The organism is Oxalobacter vibrioformis (assembly GCF_027118995.1).
GTDB lineage: Bacteria > Pseudomonadota > Gammaproteobacteria > Burkholderiales > Burkholderiaceae_D > Oxalobacter > Oxalobacter vibrioformis.
The window spans coordinates 1,443,082-1,465,513 of sequence record NZ_CP098242.1; the positions used below are offsets into that span (position 1 = coordinate 1,443,082).

At 52.8% G+C, this 22,432-nt stretch carries 21 protein-coding genes and 1 pseudogene; 7 read left to right on the forward strand and 15 right to left on the reverse strand.

The genetic code is table 11. From position 1 onward, the window contains the following. Positions 1–32 precede the first annotated feature (32 nt). From hisB to ettA, 14 genes are all read right to left on the reverse strand, one after another. On the reverse strand, positions 33–629 hold the full coding sequence (gene hisB, locus NB640_RS07145) for an imidazoleglycerol-phosphate dehydratase HisB (protein WP_269308056.1): 597 nt from the start codon (positions 627–629) through the stop codon (positions 33–35). Between the two features lie 8 nt (positions 630–637). Further along, a complete protein-coding gene (gene hisC / locus NB640_RS07150) occupies positions 638–1,726 on the reverse strand; it encodes a histidinol-phosphate transaminase (protein ID WP_269308057.1) in 1,089 nt (362 codons plus the stop codon). Between the two features lie 43 nt (positions 1,727–1,769). Then, positions 1,770–3,089 (reverse strand): histidinol dehydrogenase, encoded by a 1,320-nt coding sequence (gene hisD, locus NB640_RS07155; RefSeq protein WP_269308058.1) that lies wholly within the window; start codon positions 3,087–3,089, stop codon positions 1,770–1,772. A 9-nt stretch (positions 3,090–3,098) separates the two neighbouring features. Next, a complete protein-coding gene (hisG, locus tag NB640_RS07160) occupies positions 3,099–3,809 on the reverse strand; it encodes an ATP phosphoribosyltransferase (RefSeq protein ID WP_269308059.1) in 711 nt (236 codons plus the stop codon). Then, on the reverse strand, positions 3,806–5,059 hold the full coding sequence (murA, locus tag NB640_RS07165) for a UDP-N-acetylglucosamine 1-carboxyvinyltransferase (protein WP_269308060.1): 1,254 nt from the start codon (positions 5,057–5,059) through the stop codon (positions 3,806–3,808). Before murA ends, hisG begins: the two co-directional genes overlap by 4 nt. A 106-nt stretch (positions 5,060–5,165) precedes the next feature. Further along, positions 5,166–5,927 (reverse strand): ABC transporter permease, encoded by a 762-nt coding sequence (locus NB640_RS07170; RefSeq protein ID WP_269308061.1) that lies wholly within the window; start codon positions 5,925–5,927, stop codon positions 5,166–5,168. Position 5,928: 1 nt separating this feature from the next. Beyond that, positions 5,929–6,843: an ABC transporter ATP-binding protein gene (locus NB640_RS07175; RefSeq protein WP_269308062.1), complete on the reverse strand. Its 915-nt coding sequence runs from the start codon at positions 6,841–6,843 to the stop codon at positions 5,929–5,931. A 112-nt stretch (positions 6,844–6,955) separates the two neighbouring features. After that, positions 6,956–7,249 carry an STAS domain-containing protein gene (locus tag NB640_RS07180; RefSeq protein WP_269308063.1) on the reverse strand — a complete coding sequence of 98 codons (294 nt, stop codon included), beginning with the start codon at positions 7,247–7,249 and terminating at the stop codon, positions 6,956–6,958. Positions 7,250–7,264: 15 nt separating this feature from the next. Then, a complete protein-coding gene (locus NB640_RS07185) occupies positions 7,265–7,906 on the reverse strand; it encodes an MlaC/ttg2D family ABC transporter substrate-binding protein (RefSeq protein ID WP_269308064.1) in 642 nt (213 codons plus the stop codon). Between the two features lie 189 nt (positions 7,907–8,095). Further along, positions 8,096–9,103 carry an MlaA family lipoprotein gene (locus NB640_RS07190; RefSeq protein ID WP_269308065.1) on the reverse strand — a complete coding sequence of 336 codons (1,008 nt, stop codon included), beginning with the start codon at positions 9,101–9,103 and terminating at the stop codon, positions 8,096–8,098. Then, complete coding sequence (gene mlaD / locus NB640_RS07195; protein ID WP_269308066.1) at positions 9,100–9,573, reverse strand: outer membrane lipid asymmetry maintenance protein MlaD; 474 nt, start codon at positions 9,571–9,573, stop codon at positions 9,100–9,102. The genes NB640_RS07190 and mlaD overlap by 4 nt, the downstream gene beginning before the upstream one ends. Before the next feature lie 130 nt (positions 9,574–9,703). Beyond that, a complete protein-coding gene (gene mlaE / locus NB640_RS07200; RefSeq protein ID WP_269308067.1) occupies positions 9,704–10,480 on the reverse strand; it encodes a lipid asymmetry maintenance ABC transporter permease subunit MlaE in 777 nt (258 codons plus the stop codon). After that, positions 10,477–11,280, reverse strand: a complete 804-nt coding sequence (locus tag NB640_RS07205; protein ID WP_269308068.1) for an ABC transporter ATP-binding protein — start codon at positions 11,278–11,280, stop codon at positions 10,477–10,479. The genes mlaE and NB640_RS07205 overlap by 4 nt, the downstream gene beginning before the upstream one ends. A gap of 101 nt (positions 11,281–11,381) precedes the next feature. After that, positions 11,382–13,049, reverse strand: a complete 1,668-nt coding sequence (ettA, locus tag NB640_RS07210) for an energy-dependent translational throttle protein EttA (protein ID WP_269308069.1) — start codon at positions 13,047–13,049, stop codon at positions 11,382–11,384. Between the two features lie 230 nt (positions 13,050–13,279). Here ettA and NB640_RS07215 point away from each other — a divergent pair. The 7 genes and pseudogenes from NB640_RS07215 to NB640_RS07245 all read left to right on the forward strand — a co-directional run bounded on the left by NB640_RS07215 (position 13,280) and on the right by NB640_RS07245 (position 21,485). Next, positions 13,280–15,144 (forward strand): annotated as a pseudogene (locus NB640_RS07215) (potassium transporter Kup). Positions 15,145–15,205: 61 nt separating this feature from the next. After that, entirely contained in the window at positions 15,206–16,099 is an 894-nt protein-coding gene (gene rfbD, locus NB640_RS07220; RefSeq protein WP_269308070.1) for a dTDP-4-dehydrorhamnose reductase, read from the forward strand. 182 nt (positions 16,100–16,281) lie between these two features. Next, entirely contained in the window at positions 16,282–16,731 is a 450-nt protein-coding gene (locus tag NB640_RS07225) for a MarR family winged helix-turn-helix transcriptional regulator (RefSeq protein ID WP_269308071.1), read from the forward strand. 20 nt (positions 16,732–16,751) lie between these two features. After that, entirely contained in the window at positions 16,752–18,848 is a 2,097-nt protein-coding gene (locus tag NB640_RS07230) for an FUSC family protein (protein WP_269308072.1), read from the forward strand. Next, positions 18,845–19,054 (forward strand): DUF1656 domain-containing protein, encoded by a 210-nt coding sequence (locus NB640_RS07235; RefSeq protein WP_269308073.1) that lies wholly within the window; start codon positions 18,845–18,847, stop codon positions 19,052–19,054. Before NB640_RS07230 ends, NB640_RS07235 begins: the two co-directional genes overlap by 4 nt. A 1-nt stretch (position 19,055) precedes the next feature. Then, on the forward strand, positions 19,056–19,973 hold the full coding sequence (locus NB640_RS07240; RefSeq protein ID WP_269308074.1) for an efflux RND transporter periplasmic adaptor subunit: 918 nt from the start codon (positions 19,056–19,058) through the stop codon (positions 19,971–19,973). 9 nt (positions 19,974–19,982) lie between these two features. Beyond that, complete coding sequence (locus tag NB640_RS07245; protein ID WP_269308075.1) at positions 19,983–21,485, forward strand: TolC family protein; 1,503 nt, start codon at positions 19,983–19,985, stop codon at positions 21,483–21,485. Positions 21,486–21,488: 3 nt separating this feature from the next. On the opposite strand, the gene rsmI is transcribed toward NB640_RS07245, so the two are convergent. Next, complete coding sequence (gene rsmI, locus NB640_RS07250; RefSeq protein WP_269308076.1) at positions 21,489–22,412, reverse strand: 16S rRNA (cytidine(1402)-2'-O)-methyltransferase; 924 nt, start codon at positions 22,410–22,412, stop codon at positions 21,489–21,491. Between the last annotated feature and the right edge of the window lie 20 nt (positions 22,413–22,432).

Sequence of the window (22,432 nt, forward strand, 5' to 3'; positions counted from 1 at the left end):
AGCCGTCAGTAACAGTGCTTTCGGGAGTTGTTTTACAGAGTCCCCTTGGTTGACGGAATCATGCCCGCAGCACGCGGATCGGATTCCGCTGCTATGCGCAGGGCACGTCCGAAGGCCTTGAAGATGGTTTCGCACTGGTGGTGAGCATTCTTTCCGCGCAGGTTGTCAATGTGCAGCGACACCTGGGCATGATTGACAAACCCCTGGAAGAATTCCTGTACCAGATCCAGATCAAATGTACCGGATGTCGGACGGGTAAAGTCGACATTGAATTCGAGATAAGCCCGCCCGGAAAAATCAATCACGACACGTGAGAGCGCTTCATCCAGCGGGATATAGGCATGTCCATAACGGCGGATGCCGCTTTTATCGCCAATTGCCTTCGCTATGGCCTGTCCCAGGGCGATGCCGATATCCTCAACCGTGTGGTGTCCGTCAATGTGGAGATCACCATTGGCTTCAATGGTGAGGTCAACCAGGCCGTGCCGGGCGATCTGGTCCAGCATATGGTCCAGAAACGGTACACCGGTAACCGTATTCAACTGACCGGTTCCATCGAGATTGATGGCAACCCTGATTTGGGTTTCCTTTGTATTACGTGTGATTTCGGCGGTTCTTGGAGCAGACATAGCAATTTTCAGACAGGTTGGGAAAGGCAGGCGCTGAACAATTCGAGAAACTGCTTGTTTTCTTCAGGCGTGCCGACAGTTATACGCAGACAATTATCAAGCAATATATGCATTTTACCTACATTTTTGATCAGAATCTTTTTTGCCAGCAGTTTTTCAAAAACTGTATCGGCATTTTCAAGGCGAACCAGAACAAAATTGGCCGAAGATGGCAGTACCTCGATACCCGGCAGCGCCGAGAGTGCGGCAGACAGCGTTTCGCGTTCGCCTCGCAGGGCGGCGGCCTGCCTGTTAAAGACATCAATATGGTCAAGGGCAAACGTTACCGCAGCTTCTGTCAGTACATTCACGTTATAGGGAGGGCGCACCTTGTCAAACTCGGCAAGCAGTTCTGATGAGGCCGACATATAACCCAGGCGCACCCCTGCCAGCCCCAGCTTGGATACGGTTCGCATGACCACCAGATTCGGGTATTTGGGCAGGTATGACATCATGCTGGTTTGTGCAAACGGCTGGTAGGCCTCATCACTGATCACGATGCCGATATCTTTCATGGCTTCGATCAGGGCCAGCATATCCTCTAAGTCAAAGAGATTGCCCGTCGGGTTGTTGGGATAGGCAAGATACAGGACGGACGGCCGCTGTACCCGGATGGCGTCAAGCATGGCATCCATATCCAGTGAAAAATCCGCTTTCAGCGGGATACCGACAAATTCCATGCCGGCAAACTGTGCGGAAAGCGCGTACATGACAAAAGTCGGCACAGGCGCCAGCACTTTGGCACGCCTGTCCTGGCGGGCAAGGGCGGTAGAGACGATGACGATCAGTTCATCCGATCCATTGCCGACAATCACATCATAGCCCGGGGGTATGCCCAGCGTTTCCCGTATTTTTGCCTTCAGTTCCGTATAGGAGGGAACCGGGTAACGGTTCAGCGCGACTTCAGCCAGGTGTTCACCGAGTTTTTTCTGCATGTTCTCTGGCAGACGATACGGGTTTTCCATCGCGTCCAGTTTCAGGTAGCCGGCTGAGTCCGGCACATGATAGGCATCCAGCGCACGGACATCCGGGCGGATGATGTTTTCAATCAGCGACATGTTGTCTTTCTTTATTCAAAACGCAGGAATTTCTCCTTAAGCGTCAGTCTTTTTTCATCCGGTAGGCGGCACTCTTTGCGTGAGCTTCCAGCCCTTCCCCTTCTGCCAGTTCCAGCGCTGTTTTGCCCAGGATCTGTGCCCCTTCTTCGCTGACCCGGATGATGCTGGAGCGTTTCTGGAAATCATAGACGCCTAACGGCGAAGAAAAACGCGCGGTACGCGATGTCGGCAACACGTGGTTCGGGCCGGCGCAATAGTCTCCCAGCGCTTCCGAGGTGAAGCGGCCCAGGAAAATCGCCCCGGCATGGCGCAGCAGGTCAAGCCAGCGCTCCGGATTTTCGGTGGATACTTCCAGATGTTCCGGTGCAATCCGGTTGGCTATGGCGCAGACTTCTTCCATATTCTTTGCCTTGATCAGGGCACCCCTGTTCGTCAATGACGTACGGATGATTTCCTGGCGCCGCATCTGGGGCAAAAGCCGGGCAATGCTGGCCTCAACCTGGTCAAGGTAGGCGGTATCCGGGCAGACGAGAATGGATTGTGCCAGTTCGTCATGCTCTGCCTGGGAGAAGAGGTCCATGGCGATCCAGTCCGGATTGGTGGTGCCATCACACAGTACCAATATCTCGGAAGGGCCAGCAATCATGTCAATGCCTACCTGACCGAATACCCGGCGCTTGGCTGCTGCAACAAAAGCATTGCCGGGGCCGACAATTTTATCAACAGCCGGAATCGTTTCGGTGCCATAAGCCAGCGCGGCAACGGCCTGCGCACCGCCAATGGCAAAAATGCGGTTAACCCCGGACAGGCCGGCAGCAGCCATCACCAACTCGTTTCGGATGCCATCCGGCGTCGGAACGACCATGATGATTTCCGGCACACCGGCAACCTGCGCGGGGATGGCATTCATCAGTACCGATGACGGATAAGCCGCTTTGCCGCCGGGAACATAGATACCGACTTTATCAAGCGGTGTGATTTTCTGTCCGAGCAGGGAACCATGTTCGTCGGTGTAGGTGTAGCCGGAGCCGCCACAGGCTTCGCGCTGATGCTCGTGGTAGACGCGGACACGGTCGGCCGCTACCTGCAGTGCTGCACGACTGGCAGGTGGAAGATTATTCAGCGCCGCCAGGCAAGACTCAACCGGGATTTCAAGCGATGCCATGGCAGTTTCTGTCAGGCGGTCAAAGCGGTTGGTATATTCCAGCACAGCCGCATCGCCACGCTTCCTGACATCGGCAATGATATCGGCCGCCACCCGGTCGATGGATTCATCTTCACTGGCCTCAAATACCAGGATTTGCATAAGGGCAGAATCAAAGTCAGGCTGGGTGGTATCCAGCCGGGTAATCCGGATCGTCATGGTTTTTCCTCAATACAGATTGGGGTCCGCAAATTCATTGGTTGAGTCATTCAGCTGGATGGAGGCCTTTTTGAAGGCTTCCATGATCGGCTGGAGGAGCTGGCGCTTCAGCTTGAGTGAAGCCTGGTTCACAATCAGGCGGGACGTGATTTCCTGTATTTTTTCCACTTCAACCAGATTATTGGCTTTCAGGGTATTTCCGGTGCTGACGAGGTCAACAATCACATCTGCCAGGCCGACCAGCGGTGCCAGCTCCATTGAACCATACAATTTGATCAGGTCGACATGAACCCCTTTTTTTGCAAAGTGCTCACGGGCTGCCTGGACGTATTTGCTGGCAACCCGCAGGCGGGAGCCCTGTTTGATGGCGGCATCGTAATCAAAGTTTTCCCGTACCGCAACGGAAAGACGGCATTTTGCGATATGAAGGTCAATGGGCTGGTACAGACCGGCACTGCTATGCTCCTGCAACACATCCTTGCCGGCAACGCCAAAGTCTGCTGCGCCATACTGGACATAGGTCGGCACATCTGATGCGCGAACAATGATGACCCGAACCGTTGGCTGGTTGGTCGGCAGGATCAGTTTGCGCGAGGTTTCCGGGTCTTCAAGGACCTGGATACCGGCTTCCTGCAAAAGCGGGATGGTTTCGTCAAAAATACGCCCTTTGGAGAGGGCAAGCACGAGTTCCTGTGCGTTATTGCTTTCAGGCTGGTTCATTGTTTGACTCTTTGTATATTCGCGCCCACAGCGGACAGTTTTTCTTCCATTCGATCATAGCCGCGATCCAGATGGTAAATGCGGTTCACATGGGTTTCTCCATGTGCCGCCAGGCCGGCAATCACCAGCGAAGCCGACGCCCGAAGGTCGGTTGCCATGACAGGGGCACCAATCAGTTTCTCCACGTTTTTGACAAAGGCCGTATTGCCTTCTGTCTTGATTCTTGCGCCGAGGCGGTTTAACTCCTGAACGTGCATGAAGCGGTTTTCAAAAATAGTTTCTACGGCATGGCTGGCGTCACTGGCAATACAGTTTACCGCCATAAACTGGGCCTGCATGTCAGTCGGAAATCCGGGATATTCTGTCGTGCGAAAACTCACGCCCTTGGGGCGGCTGTTCATCCGTATCCGTATCCAGGAATCACCCGTCGTGATCTCGGCGCCGGTTTCCCTTATTTTATCAAGAACCGCGTCCAGGATATTGTCCTGTGTCCGCACCAGCGTGACATCGCCGCCGGTAGCGGCAACCGCGCACAGGAAAGTGCCCGTTTCGATCCGGTCGGCAATCACTTCGTGTGATGCGCCATGCAGTTGTTCAACGCCATGGATCACGAGACGGTCTGTGCCGATCCCTTCAATCTGCGCACCCATTTTGACCAGCAGGTTGGCCAGGTCCGTTACCTCCGGCTCGCGTGCGGCGTTTTCCAGAACCGTTTCTCCGTTGGCCAGCGTGGCAGCCATCAGCAGATTTTCGGTCCCGGTAACGGTAATCATATCAGTGGTGATCCGTGCGCCTTTTAAGCGGCCCGCCCTGGCATGAATGTATCCTGCATCAATTTCAATTTCTGCCCCCATCGCGCGCAATCCCTTGATATGTTGCTCGACAGGGCGTGAACCAATGGCGCAACCGCCTGGCAGTGAGACTTTGGCTTGCCCGAAGCGGGCAACAAGCGGCCCCAGCACCAGGATGGATGCCCGCATGGTCTTGACCAACTCGTATGGAGCACAGAAATTATCGATGCCACTGCCATTCAACGTAATGTTTTCACCCTGCTGTTCGGTTTTTAGTCCCATTTGCTGCAAAAGGCGCAGCATGGTTTGCACATCGCGCAAAGCCGGGACATTCGACAGGGCAACCGTATCAGCTGTCAGAAGTCCTGCACACAGGATCGGCAGGGCGGCATTTTTGGCGCCGGAGATGGTGATTTCACCAGAAAGGCGGTGTCCGCCGGAAATAATCAGTTTGTCCATTTCTGCTAATTTGTCAGGGCGAGGTCAATAGGTAAAGCAAAACAGCCCGCCTCCCCGAGTCTGAATAGATGGCTGTTTTAAACAGGAAAACCCGTATTCTACGGGTTTAATGTCGTAATTTATACCCGCTTTTCAACATCCGTACCGTTATTGCTGCCAGAAAGACAAAAAAAACAGCGACGATGGCAAGACTGAAGAACGGGTTCACATCAGACTGGCCGAAAAAACCATAACGGAAACCATCCACCATATAAAAAAACGGGTTGAACCGGGAGATGGTTTGCCAGATTGATGGCAGAGAGTGAATTGAATAAAAAACGCCCGAAAGAAAGGTTGCCGGCATGATCAGGAAATTCTGAAAACTGGCCAGTTGATCGAATTTGTCGGCCCAGATACCCGCGACAATGCCCATACTGCCTAAAATGGCTGCGCCGAAAAGCGCAAAAACAGCGATCCAGGCAGGCGCGACAAAAGAAATGTCGGCAAACCAGCAGGTAACCAGAAAAACGCCCAGCCCGACCACAATGCCCCGGAAAATCGCAGCCAGCAGATAGGCGCCATACCATTCCAGATAGGAAATCGGTGCCAAAAGCGCAAAAACCAGGCTACCGTTTATCTTGGACTGGATCAGCGAAGAAGATGAGTTGGCAAAGGCATTCTGCAGCAGGCTCATCATGACGAGTCCCGGAATAAGGAAAGCGGTATAGGTCACGCCATCGTATACCTGAACGTGATTTTCCAGCGCCTGTCCGAATATCAGCAGATAAAGCAGGGAGGTCAGGATGGGTGCGGTAATGGTCTGGGTGGCGACTTTCCAGAAACGCCAGATTTCTTTATAAAAGAGGGTGAGAAATGGCGAGGAAAACATGTCAGCGGTTCCTGGTATTCATGATCTGGACAAACACATCTTCCAGATCAGCCTGCTTGAGTTGAATATCACTGACGGTAACGCTGTTTTCCCGCAGGATTTGCAGGATTTTTTCAATTTCGTCGTACTGGTTGATGCGCAGTGTCCAGATATGCGATGCCTCAATCGTATCCTGCGTCACGATAAGCGGTTTCAGACTTTCCGGCAGGCGGTTTTCCGCAAGTTTTAAGACAAGCTGGGACTCGGAAACCCGTTTGATCAGGGCTTCTGTCGTATCGAGCGCTACAATTTCACCGCGCTGGAGCATGGCGATCCGGTTGCACCAAGTCTGTGCTTCTTCCAGATAATGGGTTGTCAGGACAATGGTATGTTTTTCCTGATTGAGCCGGCCGATGAATTGCCACAGGGTTTGCCGCAATTCCACATCGACGCCGGCTGTCGGCTCATCCAGCACGATGACAGGGGGCTTGTGCACCAGTGCCAGTGCGACCAGCACCCGCCGTTTCATCCCGCCGGACAGGGCGCGCATGTTGACATTGGCCTTGTCCGACAGATCCAGGTTATGCATGACTTCGTCAATCCAGTCGTCATTTTTATTCAGTCCAAAATAACCGGATTGCAGCCGCAGGGTTTCACGAACGGTAAAAAAAGGATCAAAAACGAGTTCCTGGGGGACAACGCCCAGGTTTTTTCTGGCGGCCTGAAAATCATCAATCACATCATGGCCTAAAATACGGACATCTCCGGAGTCGGCGCGTGCCAGCCCGGCAATAATGGAGATTAATGTGGTCTTGCCTGCGCCATTCGGGCCCAAAAGGCCAAAAAATTCCCCTTCGCCGATATTAAGCGAGACATTCTGCAGTGCTTTCAGGTCACCGTAGTTTTTATTGATGTTTCTGATTTCAATGGCTGACATAAAAACAACTTTTCCATACAGGGAAGTCTGTCGGAAGGATCAGTTACATTGCCGGAAAATGGCGATAGCCGTGATATTGTACGACAAACCCTCTGCGACGGGCCGTACCGGATTAATGCGTGGCTTCGCCGTGAGCGTTCACTGGTGCCGGCAGACCCAACAGATCAGTGACACCATACAGTGCCGCAAGGCTCAGGATATTGTCAGGCGTATTGAGGAACTGAAGAGGCGTTGATGCAGCCTTTGCAGCACGCTGCCATGCAAGCATGACAGCAATGCTGGAAGAGTCTGTTGTGGTGATGCTGCCAAGGTCAAAAGCAGTCTGTCCGCCTTTGATGGCTTCCAGCCCTGTTTTCAGTGCTTCTTTTGCACTGGAAAAGGAAAGGCTGGTGATGGAAACAGACATCAGGACGCCTTCTGATTATTTGGTCGGCTGGCCACCTTTGGCCAGGCTGGCGTTCTTGTCTTTGAGTGTCTTGATCAGGCCATCAATACCGGCACGGCCAATCTCATTGGTGAAAGTGGTCTTATAGGTTTCGACCAGCCATGCACCCATGACATTGATGTCATAAATTTTCCAGCCATCAGCCTGCTTTTCCAGACGATAGCCAATCAGGATGGGTTCCGGATTTTTCGGCTGGATAATACGGGAATTGACGATAACGTTCGTTGCGTCTGCCTTGGCGCGAAGCGGCTGGAATTGCAGCTTGTGACCATCTTCCACCTTGGAGATGGCGCTGGCATAGGTGTAGAAAAGCAGATCGTGGAATTGTTTGGTCAGCTCTTCACGTTGTGCCGGTGTTGCCTGGCGCCAGTATTTGCCGACAGCCAAAGACGTGGTCTTTTTGAAATCGACGTAGGGCATGACCTTTTCTTCGACCAGCCTGAAAATGGTTTGCATGTTGCCTTTTTTGACATCCCTGTCTTTTTTGGCAACATCCAGCACGTCCACGCTGACACGCTTGACCAGCTCATCTGGTGCTTCTTGCACACTCGCCTGTGCTGCGCATGTAAATGCCAAAGTGGTAAAGGCAAAAACAAACCATTTTTTTAATGCAGTCATATTCAATCTTCTTTTATTAAGGTGGGCTTTGGAAACCCTGATTAAAAGGCTTTGAGAGCGAATTGCTGCGTTACACGGTGCTCGCAACCTTCGCCTATCTTAAGAGATGTCCTGGTTGCGGCGCTCCATGCACCTTGCACTTCATCTCCCAAAATCATTTAATCAGCGTTTCCCGATTTTATTGTCTGATTAATTGATCAGTGCAGCGGTTTCAGCCGATGCCGGGCCAGAGGCCTGGGCTGGCTTGTCCTTTTCCGGGGCAGAGTCAGCCACGCTGTCATCAGTTGCCGGAACAGCATCTGCTGCTGCGGTTGGCGCTACCACGGTTTCCGGTGTTTCAGCCGTAGTCTGGGCACTGGCCTCTGCCGGAGCTGCTTCTGCCTCGGTAGTCGTTACCGCCGTTTTTTCTACCGGTGAGGGTTGCGGCCTGACTTCGCTGCTTGGCAGCCAGGTCTGGCCTTCAATCCGTTTGTTTTTCTCATCAACCGTTTCCCATTGGTCATCGCTCAGGTCTTTGTCATGAACCAGGCGCTGGCGTCTTTGCAGGTAGGCATCGCGGATGAATTCATATTTGTCGATGGCGGCATCATCAATGACCGATGCAGCGTCAATGAGTTCGGCGCGCTTGCTGATACCGCGAAGGGCAACCAGTCCCCACATGAGGCCTTCACGGCTGTTGCCGATATAGGTGATTGGGTCGCCAAACCAGTAGTCAGCAGGCGCCGCAATAGTGTCACGAATGGTGGACGGGCCCAGAATGGGGATTACGAAGTAAGGTCCGGGAGGTGCACCCCAGACACCAAGGGTCTGGCCGAAATCCTCATTATGTTTGGGCAGGCCGGCATCAGAGGCGACATCAATCAGTCCGCCAACACCGGCAAAGGTATTGATCATGATGCGGGAGACATCGGAGAACCCTTCATCGCCACGCCCCTGCAGAAAGTTGTTGAAAGCGATCCAGACGTCGGCGATATTGCCGAAGAAGTTGCTGACCATGGTCTGGATAACATCCGGTACCAGGTCATGGTAGCCATGGGCAATGGGTTTTACCACCACCGTATCCATCGCTTCATTGAAATAAAAGGCCTGACGGTTATATCCTTCCAGCGGATCGTTTGGGCTGTGTGTGCAACCGGTTACGAGCACAGCCAGGGATGCGGCCGCACAAATTTTGGTCAATTTTGAAGTGAGACTCATTTGTCAGGGTCCTTTTCTTCTGTCGCTTTACTGTAAATAAACTGGCTGATCAGGTTTTCCAGAACCATGGCGGATTGTGTCATGGTAATCTGGTCGCCGTTTGCCAGGTTGTTTTCATCGCCACCTGGCTCAATGCTGATGTATTGCTCACCCAGCAAACCCGATGTCAAAATCTTGGCACTGCTGTCTTTCGGAAACTTGTAACGCTCTTCAATCTGGAGCATGACCTGTGCCCGGAATTCCTCATCATCAAAGCTGATGTCCCCCACACGGCCAATAACCACACCGGCGCTTTTGATCGGTGCTCTTGGCTTTAAGCCGCCGATATTGTCAAAGCGGGTCGTAATGGAATAGGTTTTTTCAAACGATAGAGAACTCATGTTTCCTGCCTTGAGCGCCAGAAACATCATAGCCAGAGCGCCAACAATGACAAAGAAACCTACCCAGATATCCAGAGATTTGCGTTGCATAAAAAAATAATACCAGTTAGTTTAGCAAACAGCCCATTTCGTGTTGTTGAAAAGAGACAGAAAACCGGCAAAGTGTCTCATATTTGACACAGACGGTTGAAATGGTCAAAAGTTGTCAAAATCACATAATTCAGTTAAACATCAGCGCCGTCATCAAAAAATCCAGCCACAACACCAGAAGCGATGAATAAACAACGGTCCGGGTTGTTGCAATAGAAACCCCTTCAGGGGTCGGGTTCGCCTCATATCCCTGGAAAAGCGCCAGGAATGTCACAGCAAAACCAAACACCAGGCTTTTGACCATCCCGTTTCCGATATCCAGCCAGATGTCGACATTGCTCTGCATCTGCGACCAGAATGCGCCCTCATCCACACCGATCAGGACAACCCCGACGATATAACCGCCCAAAATACCCACTGCGCTGAAAAGGGCGGCAAGAATCGGCATGGAAATGATGCCTGCCCAAAAACGTGGTGCTAAAACCCGGTGTACCGGATTGACGGCCATCATGTCCATGGCGGTCAGCTGTTCGCCGGCCTTCATCAGGCCGATCTCGGCGGTTAGCGAGGTGCCGGCCCGACCGGCATACAAAAGTGCCGTGATGACGGGACCCAGCTCACGAAGCAGGGCCAGTGCGACCAGCGTGCCCAGTGCCTGTTCCGATCCGTATTTGTTCAGGATGTAATACCCCTGCAGGCCCAGCACGAATCCGACAAAAAGGCCTGCTACCGTAATCAGCAAAACGGAATGGTTGCCAATGAAATGAATCTGGTCGGTGATCAGGCGGGGCCTTCTGATGACCCGGACAATCGCGCCTGTCAGTGTCAGGAACATGCGGAAAGCATAGCCGATGCCGGCAACCAGTTTTCTGGTTTTGAAACCCAATGTGGCGATAGACGCGATCATGCGGTTTTCTCCAGCCCCAGATCTTCGGCCAGTGATTTCCCGGGGTAGTGGAAGGGAACCGGGCCATCGGCCTGGGAATGCACAAATTGCCTGACGTATGGCTCATGGGATTCACGCATTTCCTGTGGGGTACCGTGGGCAACGATACGTCCTTCTGAAAGGAAGTAGACATAATCGGCAATGGTGAAGGATTCCTCCACATCGTGTGACACCACAATCGAGGTGGAGTTCAGCGCGTCATTCAAGCGGCGGATCAGGTTGGCCGTCACGCCCATTGAAATCGGGTCCAGCCCGGCAAACGGCTCATCGTACATAATGAGTTCCGGGTCCAGGGCAATGGACCTGGCCAGGGCGACACGGCGCGCCATGCCACCGGAAATCTCAGCCGGTTTCATATAGGCGGCATTGCGAAGCCCGACAGCCTGCAGCTTCATCAGCACCAGATCATGAATCAGCTCTTCGGACAGGTCAGTTTGCTCGCGCAAGGGGAATGCGACGTTTTCAAAAACCGACAGATCGGTAAAAAGGGCGCCATACTGGAATAACATGCCCATTTTCCGGCGCAGCCGGTAGACGCCTTCTGTATCCAGGTCATGGATCGGCTCGCCGCTGACAAGCAGTGTGCCGGCCTGTGGTTTAATCTGGCCGCCAATCAGGCGCAATATGGTTGTTTTTCCCGAACCGGATCCACCCATGACGGCAATGACCTTTCCGCGGGGAAAGGTCATGTTCAATTCCGACAGAATCGGGCGCTCACCATAACGGAAAGCCAGATCGCGAATCTCAACAATATTTGACACAGTATTAATAACATGCACCTTAAAGTTTTGTATTGTAATCTAGAGCCCCGTTTTTATCTAATGCCTTTTTTCGTATCTCTGTATGTTTTGTGTAACAGGCTTTAGCGGGTTACCGGCTTGTACCGGATCCGCTTGGGTTTGGCGCCTTCTTCACCCAGCCGCTTGCGTTTGTCTGCTTCGTATTCCTGATAGTTCCCGGTAAAAAAGGTGACCTGCGAATCGCCTTCAAAAGCCAGGATATGGGTGGCAATCCGGTCCAGGAACCAGCGATCATGTGAAATCACGATGACGCTGCCCGCAAACTCCAGCAGGGCGTCTTCCAGCGCCCGAAGGGTTTCAACATCCAGATCGTTGGAGGGTTCGTCAAGCAGGAGGACATTACCTCCCTGCATGAGGGTTTTGGCCAGGTGCAGCCTGCCGCGCTCGCCACCGGAAAGGCTGCCGACGTTTTTCTGCTGGTCCGCGCCCTTGAAGTTGAATCGTCCCAGATAGGCGCGTGCAGGCATTTCAAAGCGGCCAACGGTGAGGGTATCCGTGCCGTTACTGATATCTTCAAATACCGTCTTGTTGTTTTCCAGCGCCTCGCGGGACTGGTCAACCAGCGAAACCCTGACCGTTTGCCCGATCCTGATTTCACCCTCATCAGGCTGTTCCTGGCCGATGATCATCCGGAAAAGCGTTGATTTGCCGGCACCGTTCGGCCCGATCACGCCAACAATGGCGCCTGGGGGAATCATGAAGCTCAGGTTTTCAATCAGCAGCCTGTCGCCATACCCTTTTGAGACGTTTTTGAATTCGATGACGTCATTGCCCAGCCGCTCTGCCACAGGAATGAATATCTCCTGGGTTTCGTTGCGTTTCTGGTATTCATATTCCGAGAGTTCATTGAAACGGGTAAGGCGGGCCTTGCTCTTGGCCTGTCGCCCTTTCGGGTTCTGCCGTACCCATTCCAGTTCCTTGGCAATGGTTTTCTGGCGGGATGACTCCGATGCCTCTTCCTGCTTCAGGCGAAGGCTTTTCTGCTCCAGCCAGGAACTGTAGTTGCCTTTCCATGGAATGCCCTGGCCCCGGTCCAGTTCTAAAATCCATTCTGCGGCATTGTCCAGAAAGTAACGGTCGTGGGTGATAGCGACAACCGTGCCGGGGAATCGATGAAGGAATTGTTCCAGCCAGTCGACTGATTCAGCGTCCAGGTGGTTTGTCGGCTCATCCAAAAGCAGCATGTCGGGCCGGGACAGCAGGAGGCGGCACAAGGCAACCCGGCGCTTTTCCCCGCCAGACAGGATGCCTATTTTTGCATCCCAGGGCGGCAGGCGCAGTGCATCAGCGGCCATTTCCAGTTGCTGATCCAGGTTGGTGCCATCTGCTGCCGCAATGACTGCTTCCAGGCGTGCCTGTTCTTCTGCCAGCGCATCAAAGTCGGCATCCGGTTCCGCATAAGCGGCATAAACCGCATCCAGTTTTGCCTGGGCCTCAAACACTTCGCCAAGGCCGCTTTCCACCGCCTGGCGTACAGTCTGCTCCGAATCCAGTTGCGGTTCCTGGGGCATATAACCGATTTTCAGATTGGGCATCGGCCGTGCTTCGCCCAGGATATCCGTGTCTTCGCCTGCCATGATCTTCAGCAGGCTTGATTTCCCGGAACCGTTCAATCCTAAAACACCGATTTTGGCGCCGGGAAAAAAGGAAAGGGAGATATCTTTCAGGATTTGACGCTTGGGCGGGACGATCTTGCCGACCCGGTTCATCGTAAAAACATATTGGGACATGGAAAAAGCCGTAATTAAAAATTAAATAAAAGGGGGAATCTGCTGAAAGTATCATGTCCGGCATCTATTGCGCAAATGCAGTATGGGGTGCGCAGGTTTGGCCGAAAATAAAACCGGGTATTTCGGCGCAATCCGGGAATTGCATTTTTTGCGGCTTTGTCCTATTGTGCAGGCGCAACCGTAAAATAGGAGTTTATTTGGAACACCATCCTGAAGCGGAAAAACAGGGGATAGAGAAAAGCAGCCTTGCTGCGCTGACCGTTGCCTCAATCGGTATTGTTTATGGTGATATCGGTACCAGCCCGCTGTATGCCATGCGTGCGGTTTTTGGCGGAACAGGCGGCCTGATCCTGACGTCAAACAATCTGCTGGGTATTGTTTCTCTGATCATATGGGGCCTCATTGTTGTGGTCTCGGTCAAATATGTCCTGATCATGCTGCGTGCCGATAACCGGGGGGAGGGTGGTACGCTGGCGCTCATGGCATTGGCCCACTCGGCATTGCCCAAAAAGTCGCGGCTGTACTATCCGCTTTTGGCGCTGGGTGTGCTGGGCGCGTCCCTCTTTTATGGTGACAGTGTGATTACTCCGGCAATTTCGATCCTTTCTGCCGTGGAAGGGCTGGAAGTTGCCACGCCCCTATTTCGTCCTTATGTCATTCCCATCGCGCTGACCATCATGGTGGGGTTGTACTCCATTCAATACAAGGGTACCGCCGGTATCGGGAAATGGTTTGGTCCCATCATGATTGTCTGGTTTATCGCGCTTGCCGGCATGGGCGTGGTTAATATTGTGGCGTCGCCCGCAGTGCTTTTTGCCTTGAATCCCTGGTATGCCCTGCTTTTTATCGAACAAAATCCGGGAACGGCCTTTATTGCATTGAGTGCGGTTGTACTGGCGTTTACCGGCGCAGAAACCCTGTATGCTGATATGGGGCATTTTGGCCCCCAGCCCATTCGCCGTGCCTGGTTCAGACTGGTATTTCCTGCCCTTACGCTGAATTATCTGGGGCAGGGGGGCTTTTGCTGTCGAATCCTGGCGCACTGAGTAATCCCTTTTTCCAGCAACTGGGTTCCTGGAGTATTTATCCCCTGGTTTTCATGTCGACTGTAGCGGTTGTGATTGCTTCCCAGGCAACGATTTCCGGTGCTTTTTCCATTACCAAGCAGGCGATTGGCCTTGGCCTTCTCCCCCGCATGAAGGTTGTGTATACCTCGGAAAGTGAAATGGGGCAGATCTATATCCCCACGGTCAACTGGCTGCAGATGGTGGCAGTTATTGTCGCGGTTGTTGAATTCCGCTCATCGACCAATCTGACGGGAGCTTATGGTGTTGCCGTAACCGGGGCCATGCTGATCACCACCATTTTTCTTTTCTTTATCATGCGTTACCACTGGAAGCGCAATATTTTCCTCAGCCTGGCGGTTCCCCTCTTGTTTTGCATGATCGACGTGTCACTGCTGAGTTCCAATACACTCAAGATAAAAAGCGGTGGCTGGTTCCCCATTGCCATTGGCCTCTTTATATATGTGCTGATGATGACATGGCGGCGGGGGCGCATCCTGGTCGGGGCCAGCCAGAAAAGGCATGCCATTCCGCTGAATTCTTTTCTTCAATCTCTCTTTTTCTCTCCGCCGCAGCGCATTGCCGGGACGGCCATATTTTTGCGCGGGGAAAATGACGGGGCGCCGCAGGCACTTTTGCACAATCTCTCCCACAACAAGGTGTTGCATGAACGGGTTTTCTTTTTAACGATTCATATTGAAGAAGTCCCCTGGGTGCCGGTCAGCGAGCGCGTCAAAGTGGAAGCGCTTGGTTATGAATGTCATCAGATCGATCTGTATTATGGTTTCAAGGATGAAGTCGATATTCCGCGCACACTGTTGTTGTGCAAGGAATATGGTTATACCTTTGACATGATGGCGACTTCTTTTTTTGTATCACGACAGACACTGATTTCCACGCCGTCATCCGGGATGGCTCGCTGGCGGGAACATCTGTTTATCTGGATATCACGCAATGCCCGCAATGCGGCGGATTATTACCGGATTCCGGCCAACCGGGTTATTGAGCTAGGCGGACGGGTAGAGATTTGAACGGATAATAAACAGTTGAAAACCCGAGTCCTGGTATGAATAGAACAGATCAGGAATCCTTATGAAAATACTTTTACTTGGAAAAAACGGACAAGTCGGGCATGAGCTGCTTCGGACGCTCTATCCTTTGGGAGAGGTTATTGCGCTGGATCGCAATCAGGTCGATCTGGCAGACAAGGACCGCTTGCGGGAGATTGTCCGGGGACATGGGGCCGATGTGATTGTCAATGCCGCAGCCTATACGGCAGTTGATAGGGCAGAGGAGGAAGAACGCCTGGCGTTTCAGATCAATGCTGATGCGGTCGAATTGCTTGCGGATCATGCCCGCCATAATGGTACGCTGCTAGTGCATTATTCAACAGACTATGTTTTTGATGGAAAAAAAGATACGCCTTATGTTGAAACAGATATCACCAATCCGCCGAATGTGTATGGAAAAAGCAAGCTGGCCGGTGAGCTTGCTGTACAACAGGCGGGCTGCCATCATTTCATTTTCCGCACCAGTTGGGTGCATGCCTTTCATGGACAGAATTTTATTAAAACGATCTGGCGTCTGGGAAAGGAGCGTGAAACCCTGAATGTAGTGGCAGATCAGACTGGTGCACCGACTTCCGCCGAATTGATTGCCGATGTGACAGCACTTTCCATTGCCGCTTTTTACCGGGATATTTTACCGGAAGGCATTCATCATCTTGTCGCGTCAGGAGAAACAAGCTGGTATGGTCTTGCCTGTTATTTGATGGATCAGGCCTCCCGAAAAAATCGCCCGATGAAATTGACTTCAGCAGGAATTACTCCCATTACATCTGAAGAATATCCCCTTCCGGCGCGCCGTCCTCACAATTCCCGTCTGGATAATTCGGCACTTTCCCGGAGTCTGGGATTTCAATTGCCTGATTGGCATGTGCATGTTGATCGCATCATAGAGCAGCTTGTTCAGGTAGAGCCTGCCTGATAATGCGTTATTTCCCCGCCGCGTCTGCTTCGTTTTGAAAGTACGGAAAACGTGAGCCGGCAAGGCTGAACAAGGGAAGGCAACGCTGCTGGTTACAGAATTTTTTCATTGCCCTATTGCATTCTACTATTTGGCACGATAATATTTTGCATACAAAATATTTGCATAAAAATAAGGTTGCCATGAAAGACAATGATCGAATCCGTATGCTGTTTACCACGTCTTTATCACAGACGTCGCGTGCCTATACTTCTGTTGCCAACAAAATTGCCGCAGCCTATGGACTGTCACAGGCGACGGCCTGGCCTGCCGTGATGATTGGCAGGATGGGCAATCATGTGCGTCCGGGTGAACTGGCTGAAACACTGGGTCTTGACCCGTCTTCGCTTGTACGGATTGTTGACCAGCTGGTTAATGCCGGGATTGTTGAACGGCTTGAAGATCCGCAGGATCGGCGCGCAAAAATACTGAACCTGACACAAGAGGGTGAAAAAGTCATCGCCCAGGTAGAAATGGCGCTTATCTCCTTTCGTGGGGAGTTGCTCAAGGATGTGCCGATTTCCGATATTCAGGCCTGTGTGCGTGTTTTAGGCGCATTGCGATCATCCGTCAAAAGTCACGAGCTCGTTTGAGGCATCTGCCGGACACGTCCATGGAAGCCCCGACAACCAAGGTGATTCGACTGAATTTTCCTGTGCTGCCCGCACCGCAGGAATGGCTGTTTACGGCCAAATGTTTCGCCTCGGCCATGCTGGCGATTTATATTTCCCTCAAAATCGGGCTGACGCATCCCTTCTGGGCGGTGGGTACCTGCTATGTGATTGCGGCTCCGCTGGCCGGTTCGGTACGCTCCAAGGGGATGTACCGTTCACTGGGTACCATTTTGGCCGGCTTTGTCGTGATAATCACGATTCCTCTTTTCGCCAATTACCGTTCCATTTATGTCTGCGTGCTTGGGGGATTTGCCGCCGTCTGCATGTATATCTCGCTGCTTGACAGGACGCCGCGCGCCTATATTTTCATGCTGGCGGGTTATACGGCGGCCATTATTGGCACCCCGCTTCTGGCTGAAACGCATCACATGATGGAGGCGACGCCTTTTCAGACGGCCGTTGACCGTGCCCAGGAAATCATCATCGCCTTGTGGTGTTCATCGGTGATCCATGGCCTCGTTTTTCCGCAGAGTATCGGTAATGCACTTTTAGCCCGGCTTGACCAGTCGATTAATGATGCGAAGCAGTGGGCAGCAGATGTACTTGCCGGTATAAAGGAAAGCAAGAGTGCGCCATTACACAGAAAATTGGCGCAGGATATTACCGAGCTGCGTCTGATGGCCACGCACCTGCCCTTTGACACCCACAACATCCGCTGGACAGCGGATGTTGTCAGCGTGCTTCATGACCGGCTGGCTTCCCTGGTGCCCATTATCTCGGGTATGGAAGACCGGATGACCACGTTAAAAGAGGGACGTTCCGAAGTCAGGTCTACAGCCTGGCGGGAGTTGTTGGGCGATATTGCTGCCTGGTGCCAGCGCGGCATACCGACTCCCGGAAGAGCGCGCCAGCTCAGAAGCCGTATCAGGGAACTGGCACCTGAAACCGACATCAATGCCGGCTGGAGCGACATGCTGCAGATCAATTTTGCTTCCGAGCTGAATATGCTGATTGATGCGTTTGAAGATTGTTTCCGTTATCGTTACCAGATCGAAATCGGTGTGAAAAAAGGCACACTGCAGGAGGTGCCGGATTTGAAGGCCGTCTCAAATCGGGCGCTTCATACCGATAAAGGACAGGCATTCATCGCCGCAACAGGTGTTTTCCTGTCCACGGCGATATCTTCCGTTTTCTGGATTGTGACTGATTGGCCAACCGGTTTTCAGGCGCCGACATTTGCCTGCATTATGAGCTCGATTTTTGCTGCCCAGGATGATCCTACCCCGGGTCTGAAAGCTGCATTCTGGTATACGGTTTATTCCGTGCCGTTTTCAGCGTTTTACCTGCTTGTCGGCGTGCCCAGTGCCCATACAATTGAGATGCTGATTCTCGTACTGGCACCGTTTTTTCTTGTGTCCGGTATTTACGTGGGCCGCCCGGCAACAGCAGGCCGTTTCCTGATGACGATCATGTCGGTGGTCGGTATGCTGATGCTTTATGATTTCGGCCAGCAGGATCTGGAGACCTATATTAACGGGCAGTCCGCCCAGTTGGTTGGTATTGCCATTGCCATTGGCGTTAATCGCGTGCTGAGAAATGCCAGCGTGGAAAGGATGGTGCGCCGCATCATGCGTGCCGGATGGCAGGAAATTGCCCGGGTTGCAGCGGCAAGACGCCCGGTATCCATCGCGGCAATTGCCGTACGGATGACAGACAGGGTGAATCTGCTTGGGCCTCGCCTGGCCATGGTTGAAAGCAAGGCAGAAGGGCCGTCCCTTGATCTGATGGAAGATGTCAGGGTCAGCATCAACATGGCCCATTTGCTGGATATCCAGGATTTTCTCAGGGAAAACAATATCTCTTTAGATGCCTTCATGAAGGACCTGTCAGCCTATTTCACTGCCAAGCTCAAGCAGGCGGAGGGTGACGGCAGGGAATTGCTGGTACAACTGGATCGGCTGCTGTACCAGGCATGCAGTATGCCTTCATCGGACAGAAAAAACGAGACGATTTCAGCCCTGGCAGGCATTCGCCGTGATCTGTTCCCGAATGCCCTTTTTCACCGGGCAGCCATATCCAGAAGGGGGTACGAATGATCGGCGAACTCAATGTCTATGGCTTTTATATCCCCTGGGGTATTGTGATGTTTTTTGCTTCCATGCTGGTTGCCAGGCTGATCAGCCGGGGACTGGCAAAGTTCGGTCTGTACCGCTACATCTGGCATCCGGCCTTGTTTGATTTTACGCTTGTTGTCATTGTGATGGGTATTTTCTTTCTCCTGTTCTCTGCACGTGGGTTCTAGTATGCGTTTTTTGCGTTTTGAGTTTTCCAAACCCCTGGCAATCCGTTTCTTTGTGACGGTCGGTGTTGCCCTGGTTGCTGTTCTTTTGGGATGGCGTTTGTTTGTTCACTATGAGTACGATCCCTGGACGCGTGACGGACGTGTGAAAGCGGATGTGGTTCAGATTGCCCCGGATGTGACCGGTCAGGTGATCAAGGTCAATGTCAGGGACAATCAGGTCATCAAAAAAGGTGATGTGCTTTTTGAAATAGATCGTGACCGTTTTGAGCTGGCGTTCCGGCAGGCGGAAGCAACCGTGAACGCGGCCCGTATCAATCTGGCGCAGGCCAAGCGGGAAGATGCGCGTAATCGCAATCTGAAGGAACTGGTCTCCCATGAAGAACGGGAGCAGGGGCGCGCCAAGGTTGAGCAGTATGAAGCGGATCTGGCCATGGCGATCGTTCAGCGGGATACGGCCAGGCTGGATCTCCAGCGCAGCCGGGTACTTGCTACGGTCAATGGCTATGTGACAAATCTTAATGTGCAGGTGGGTACCTATGTGACGGCGAGTCATCCGGTTATCGCGCTGATTGATTCCGATTCCATTTATGTCGAAGGGTATTTTGAAGAAACCAAGCTGGCCGGTATCCATCCGGGAGATGCGGCCACGATTTCGCTGATGGGTGAAGAGGAAAAACTCAAGGGCCGGGTGCAAAGTGTGGCAAGCGGTATTTTTGACCGGGAGCGCAGTACGGGAGATAACCTGTTGCAAAATATCAATCCCACGCTGAACTGGGTCAGGCTTGTGCAGCGTATCCCCGTCAGGGTTGGCATCGAATCCAAGCCTGAGCATGTGCGCCTGGTTGTCGGACAGACGGCGACCATCAATATCCATAACCGTGATCGCCGCGAGTTGGCTGAGGCTCAAAATACAAAGTAGGAATGCACCATGTTTTTTAGTCGATTATCCCTGTCAACAATCAGTTTGCTGTTGTTGGCCCTGTTGTCAGCCTGTACGGTGGTTGGCCCGGATTATCATGTGCCTGATGAGGCGGTTATCCGCCAGGAAAAGGCTGGCGCAGAATTTGTTTCTGCCAAAGAGCCGGTTTATGTTCAGGATGATCTGCCTCGAAACTGGTGGCAGATGTATGAACAGGAAATCCTCAATGAACTGGTCAACAAGGCATTGGCAGCCAATACTGACCTCAGAATCGCATCGGCAAACCTTGCCCGGTCACGCGCCATTCTGGAGGAAGCCAGGACGATGACGGATCCGATTTTTGATGTCGGTGTATCACCGACCTATGGTAAAAATGCGACCAAACATGGTGCACAGAGAGAGAGTAATCACTGGTTTTACGACATGGGAGCGGGCATGTCCTACCAGCTCGATCTGTTTGGCAAAATCGCGCGTGCGGTGGAAGCGGCGGAAGCGGATATGGAAGCCACCCGTGCAGCCTATGACCTGATGCGGATTACCGTCATTGCCGATACGACACGCGCTTATCTGGATGTGTGTTCATCCGGGCATCGCATTGATGTGGCGGTAGAGTCTGTCAATCTTCAGGACAAATTTGTTCGCACAACGCAACGTCTGTCTGATGGGGGGAGGGGGACACCACTGGATGTGAGTCGTTCTCGTGCCCAACTGGAGCAGCTTCGTGCCGCAGTGCCGCCGCTCGTTGCCCAGCAGCGGACAGCGGTATACCAGCTGGCGGTTCTGACAGGGGAGCTGCCGGATGCGCTGACAGAAAAAGTGGGACAGTGCCGGGCGATTCCCCAACTGAAACAGGCGATTCCGGTTGGGGATGGCGCTGCATTATTAAGCCGTCGCCCGGATATCCGGGAAGCAGAAAGAGCGCTGGCCGGTTCAACGGCCAGAATCGGGGTTGCGACAGCAGACCTCTATCCCAGTATCAGCCTGGGATTGAATATTGGCAGCACCGGCACTTTTTCTGACTGGGGATCGGGCAACTTTTTCCGGTGGGGTATCGGTCCGCTGATTTCATGGACATTGCCTGCTACAGGACCGGCCCGTGCGCGTATTGCGCAGGCAGAAGCCGTTACCGCTGCTGCGCTGGCAGACTTTGACGGTACCGTTTTGCGGGCGTTAAAGGAGGTGGAAAGCGCGTTAACCGTTTATGCCAGGGAACTGGACAGAAATGCCGCCTTAAGAGAGGCGCGTGACCAGAGTGCGCTGGCGTCAAGACAGGCGCACCGGCTCTACAATTATGGGCGGTCAGACTTTCTGACCACGCTCGATGCAGACCGGACACTGGCCGAATATGAAAGCAGGCTGGCCGAGTCAGACGCCCAACTCGCCAGAGACCAGGTGACGCTTTTCCTTGCGCTTGGCGGCGGATGGGACCCCGAGGCAACAAAAGAAAAACCGGAAGAAACGGATATTCAGGATATGACGCAGCAGGAGGCCCAGCCTACTGTGCCGGAGTGATGCCTATATTTCATCCTTCATCCGCAGTGCCTGATCATACAGCCGGTTTTTCTTGATACCGGTGATTTTGGCCGCAAGGGATGCCGCCTGGCTGACAGGGCATTCAGCCAGGAGGATGGATAAAATGCGCGCGGCTTCTATTTCATCCTTGTCCATGCCGGATGGTTGTCCCTCCACCAGCAGGACAAATTCTCCTCGGGCATGGTTGGGATCAGCATCAAGCCAGCTTTGCGCTTCTGATAACCGGCAGCCGTGTATTTCTTCAAAAAGTTTTGTGATTTCACGGGCAATGACAATCCGGCGCTCCGGACCGAAGACGGTGTAAAGCGATGCCAGTGTTTCTTTTATCCGGTGTGGTGCTTCATATATCACCAGTGTTGCCGGCATGTTTTCCAGTAATTTGAGGGCGGTTTCTCTGGCAGCCGTTTTTGCCGACAAAAATCCGGCAAAATAAAAATGATCGGCGGGAAGACCGCCGGCAGAAAGCGCGGCAATGGCAGCAGAAGTGCCCGGAACAGGTATGACGCGAAATCCCGCAGAACGCACGGCATCAACAAGCAGGTATCCGGGATCGGAGATTGCAGGGGTTCCGGCATCAGAGACCAGCGCGATCTTTTCCCCTCTGGCGAGTCTTTGGATCAGTTGATCCGTCATCCGGCGTTCATTGTGCTGGTGCGTTGCAATCAGTTCTTTTGAAAGGCCGTATTGGGCAAGAAGGGTTCCTGTTATGCGGGTATCCTCACAGGCAACAGCATCGACCAGTGAGAGGATATGGAGTGCCCGAAGACTGATGTCCGCGGCATTTCCGATCGGTGTTGCCATCACATATAATGTGGATGCAGGGTAATCCTGCCGGATGACCCCTTGCATGAGTCGGGCCAGATTTTTTAACTTGTCATTTTCATCATTCATCAGTTGTCCATCCATAAGTCTGCTATGATTGTGCG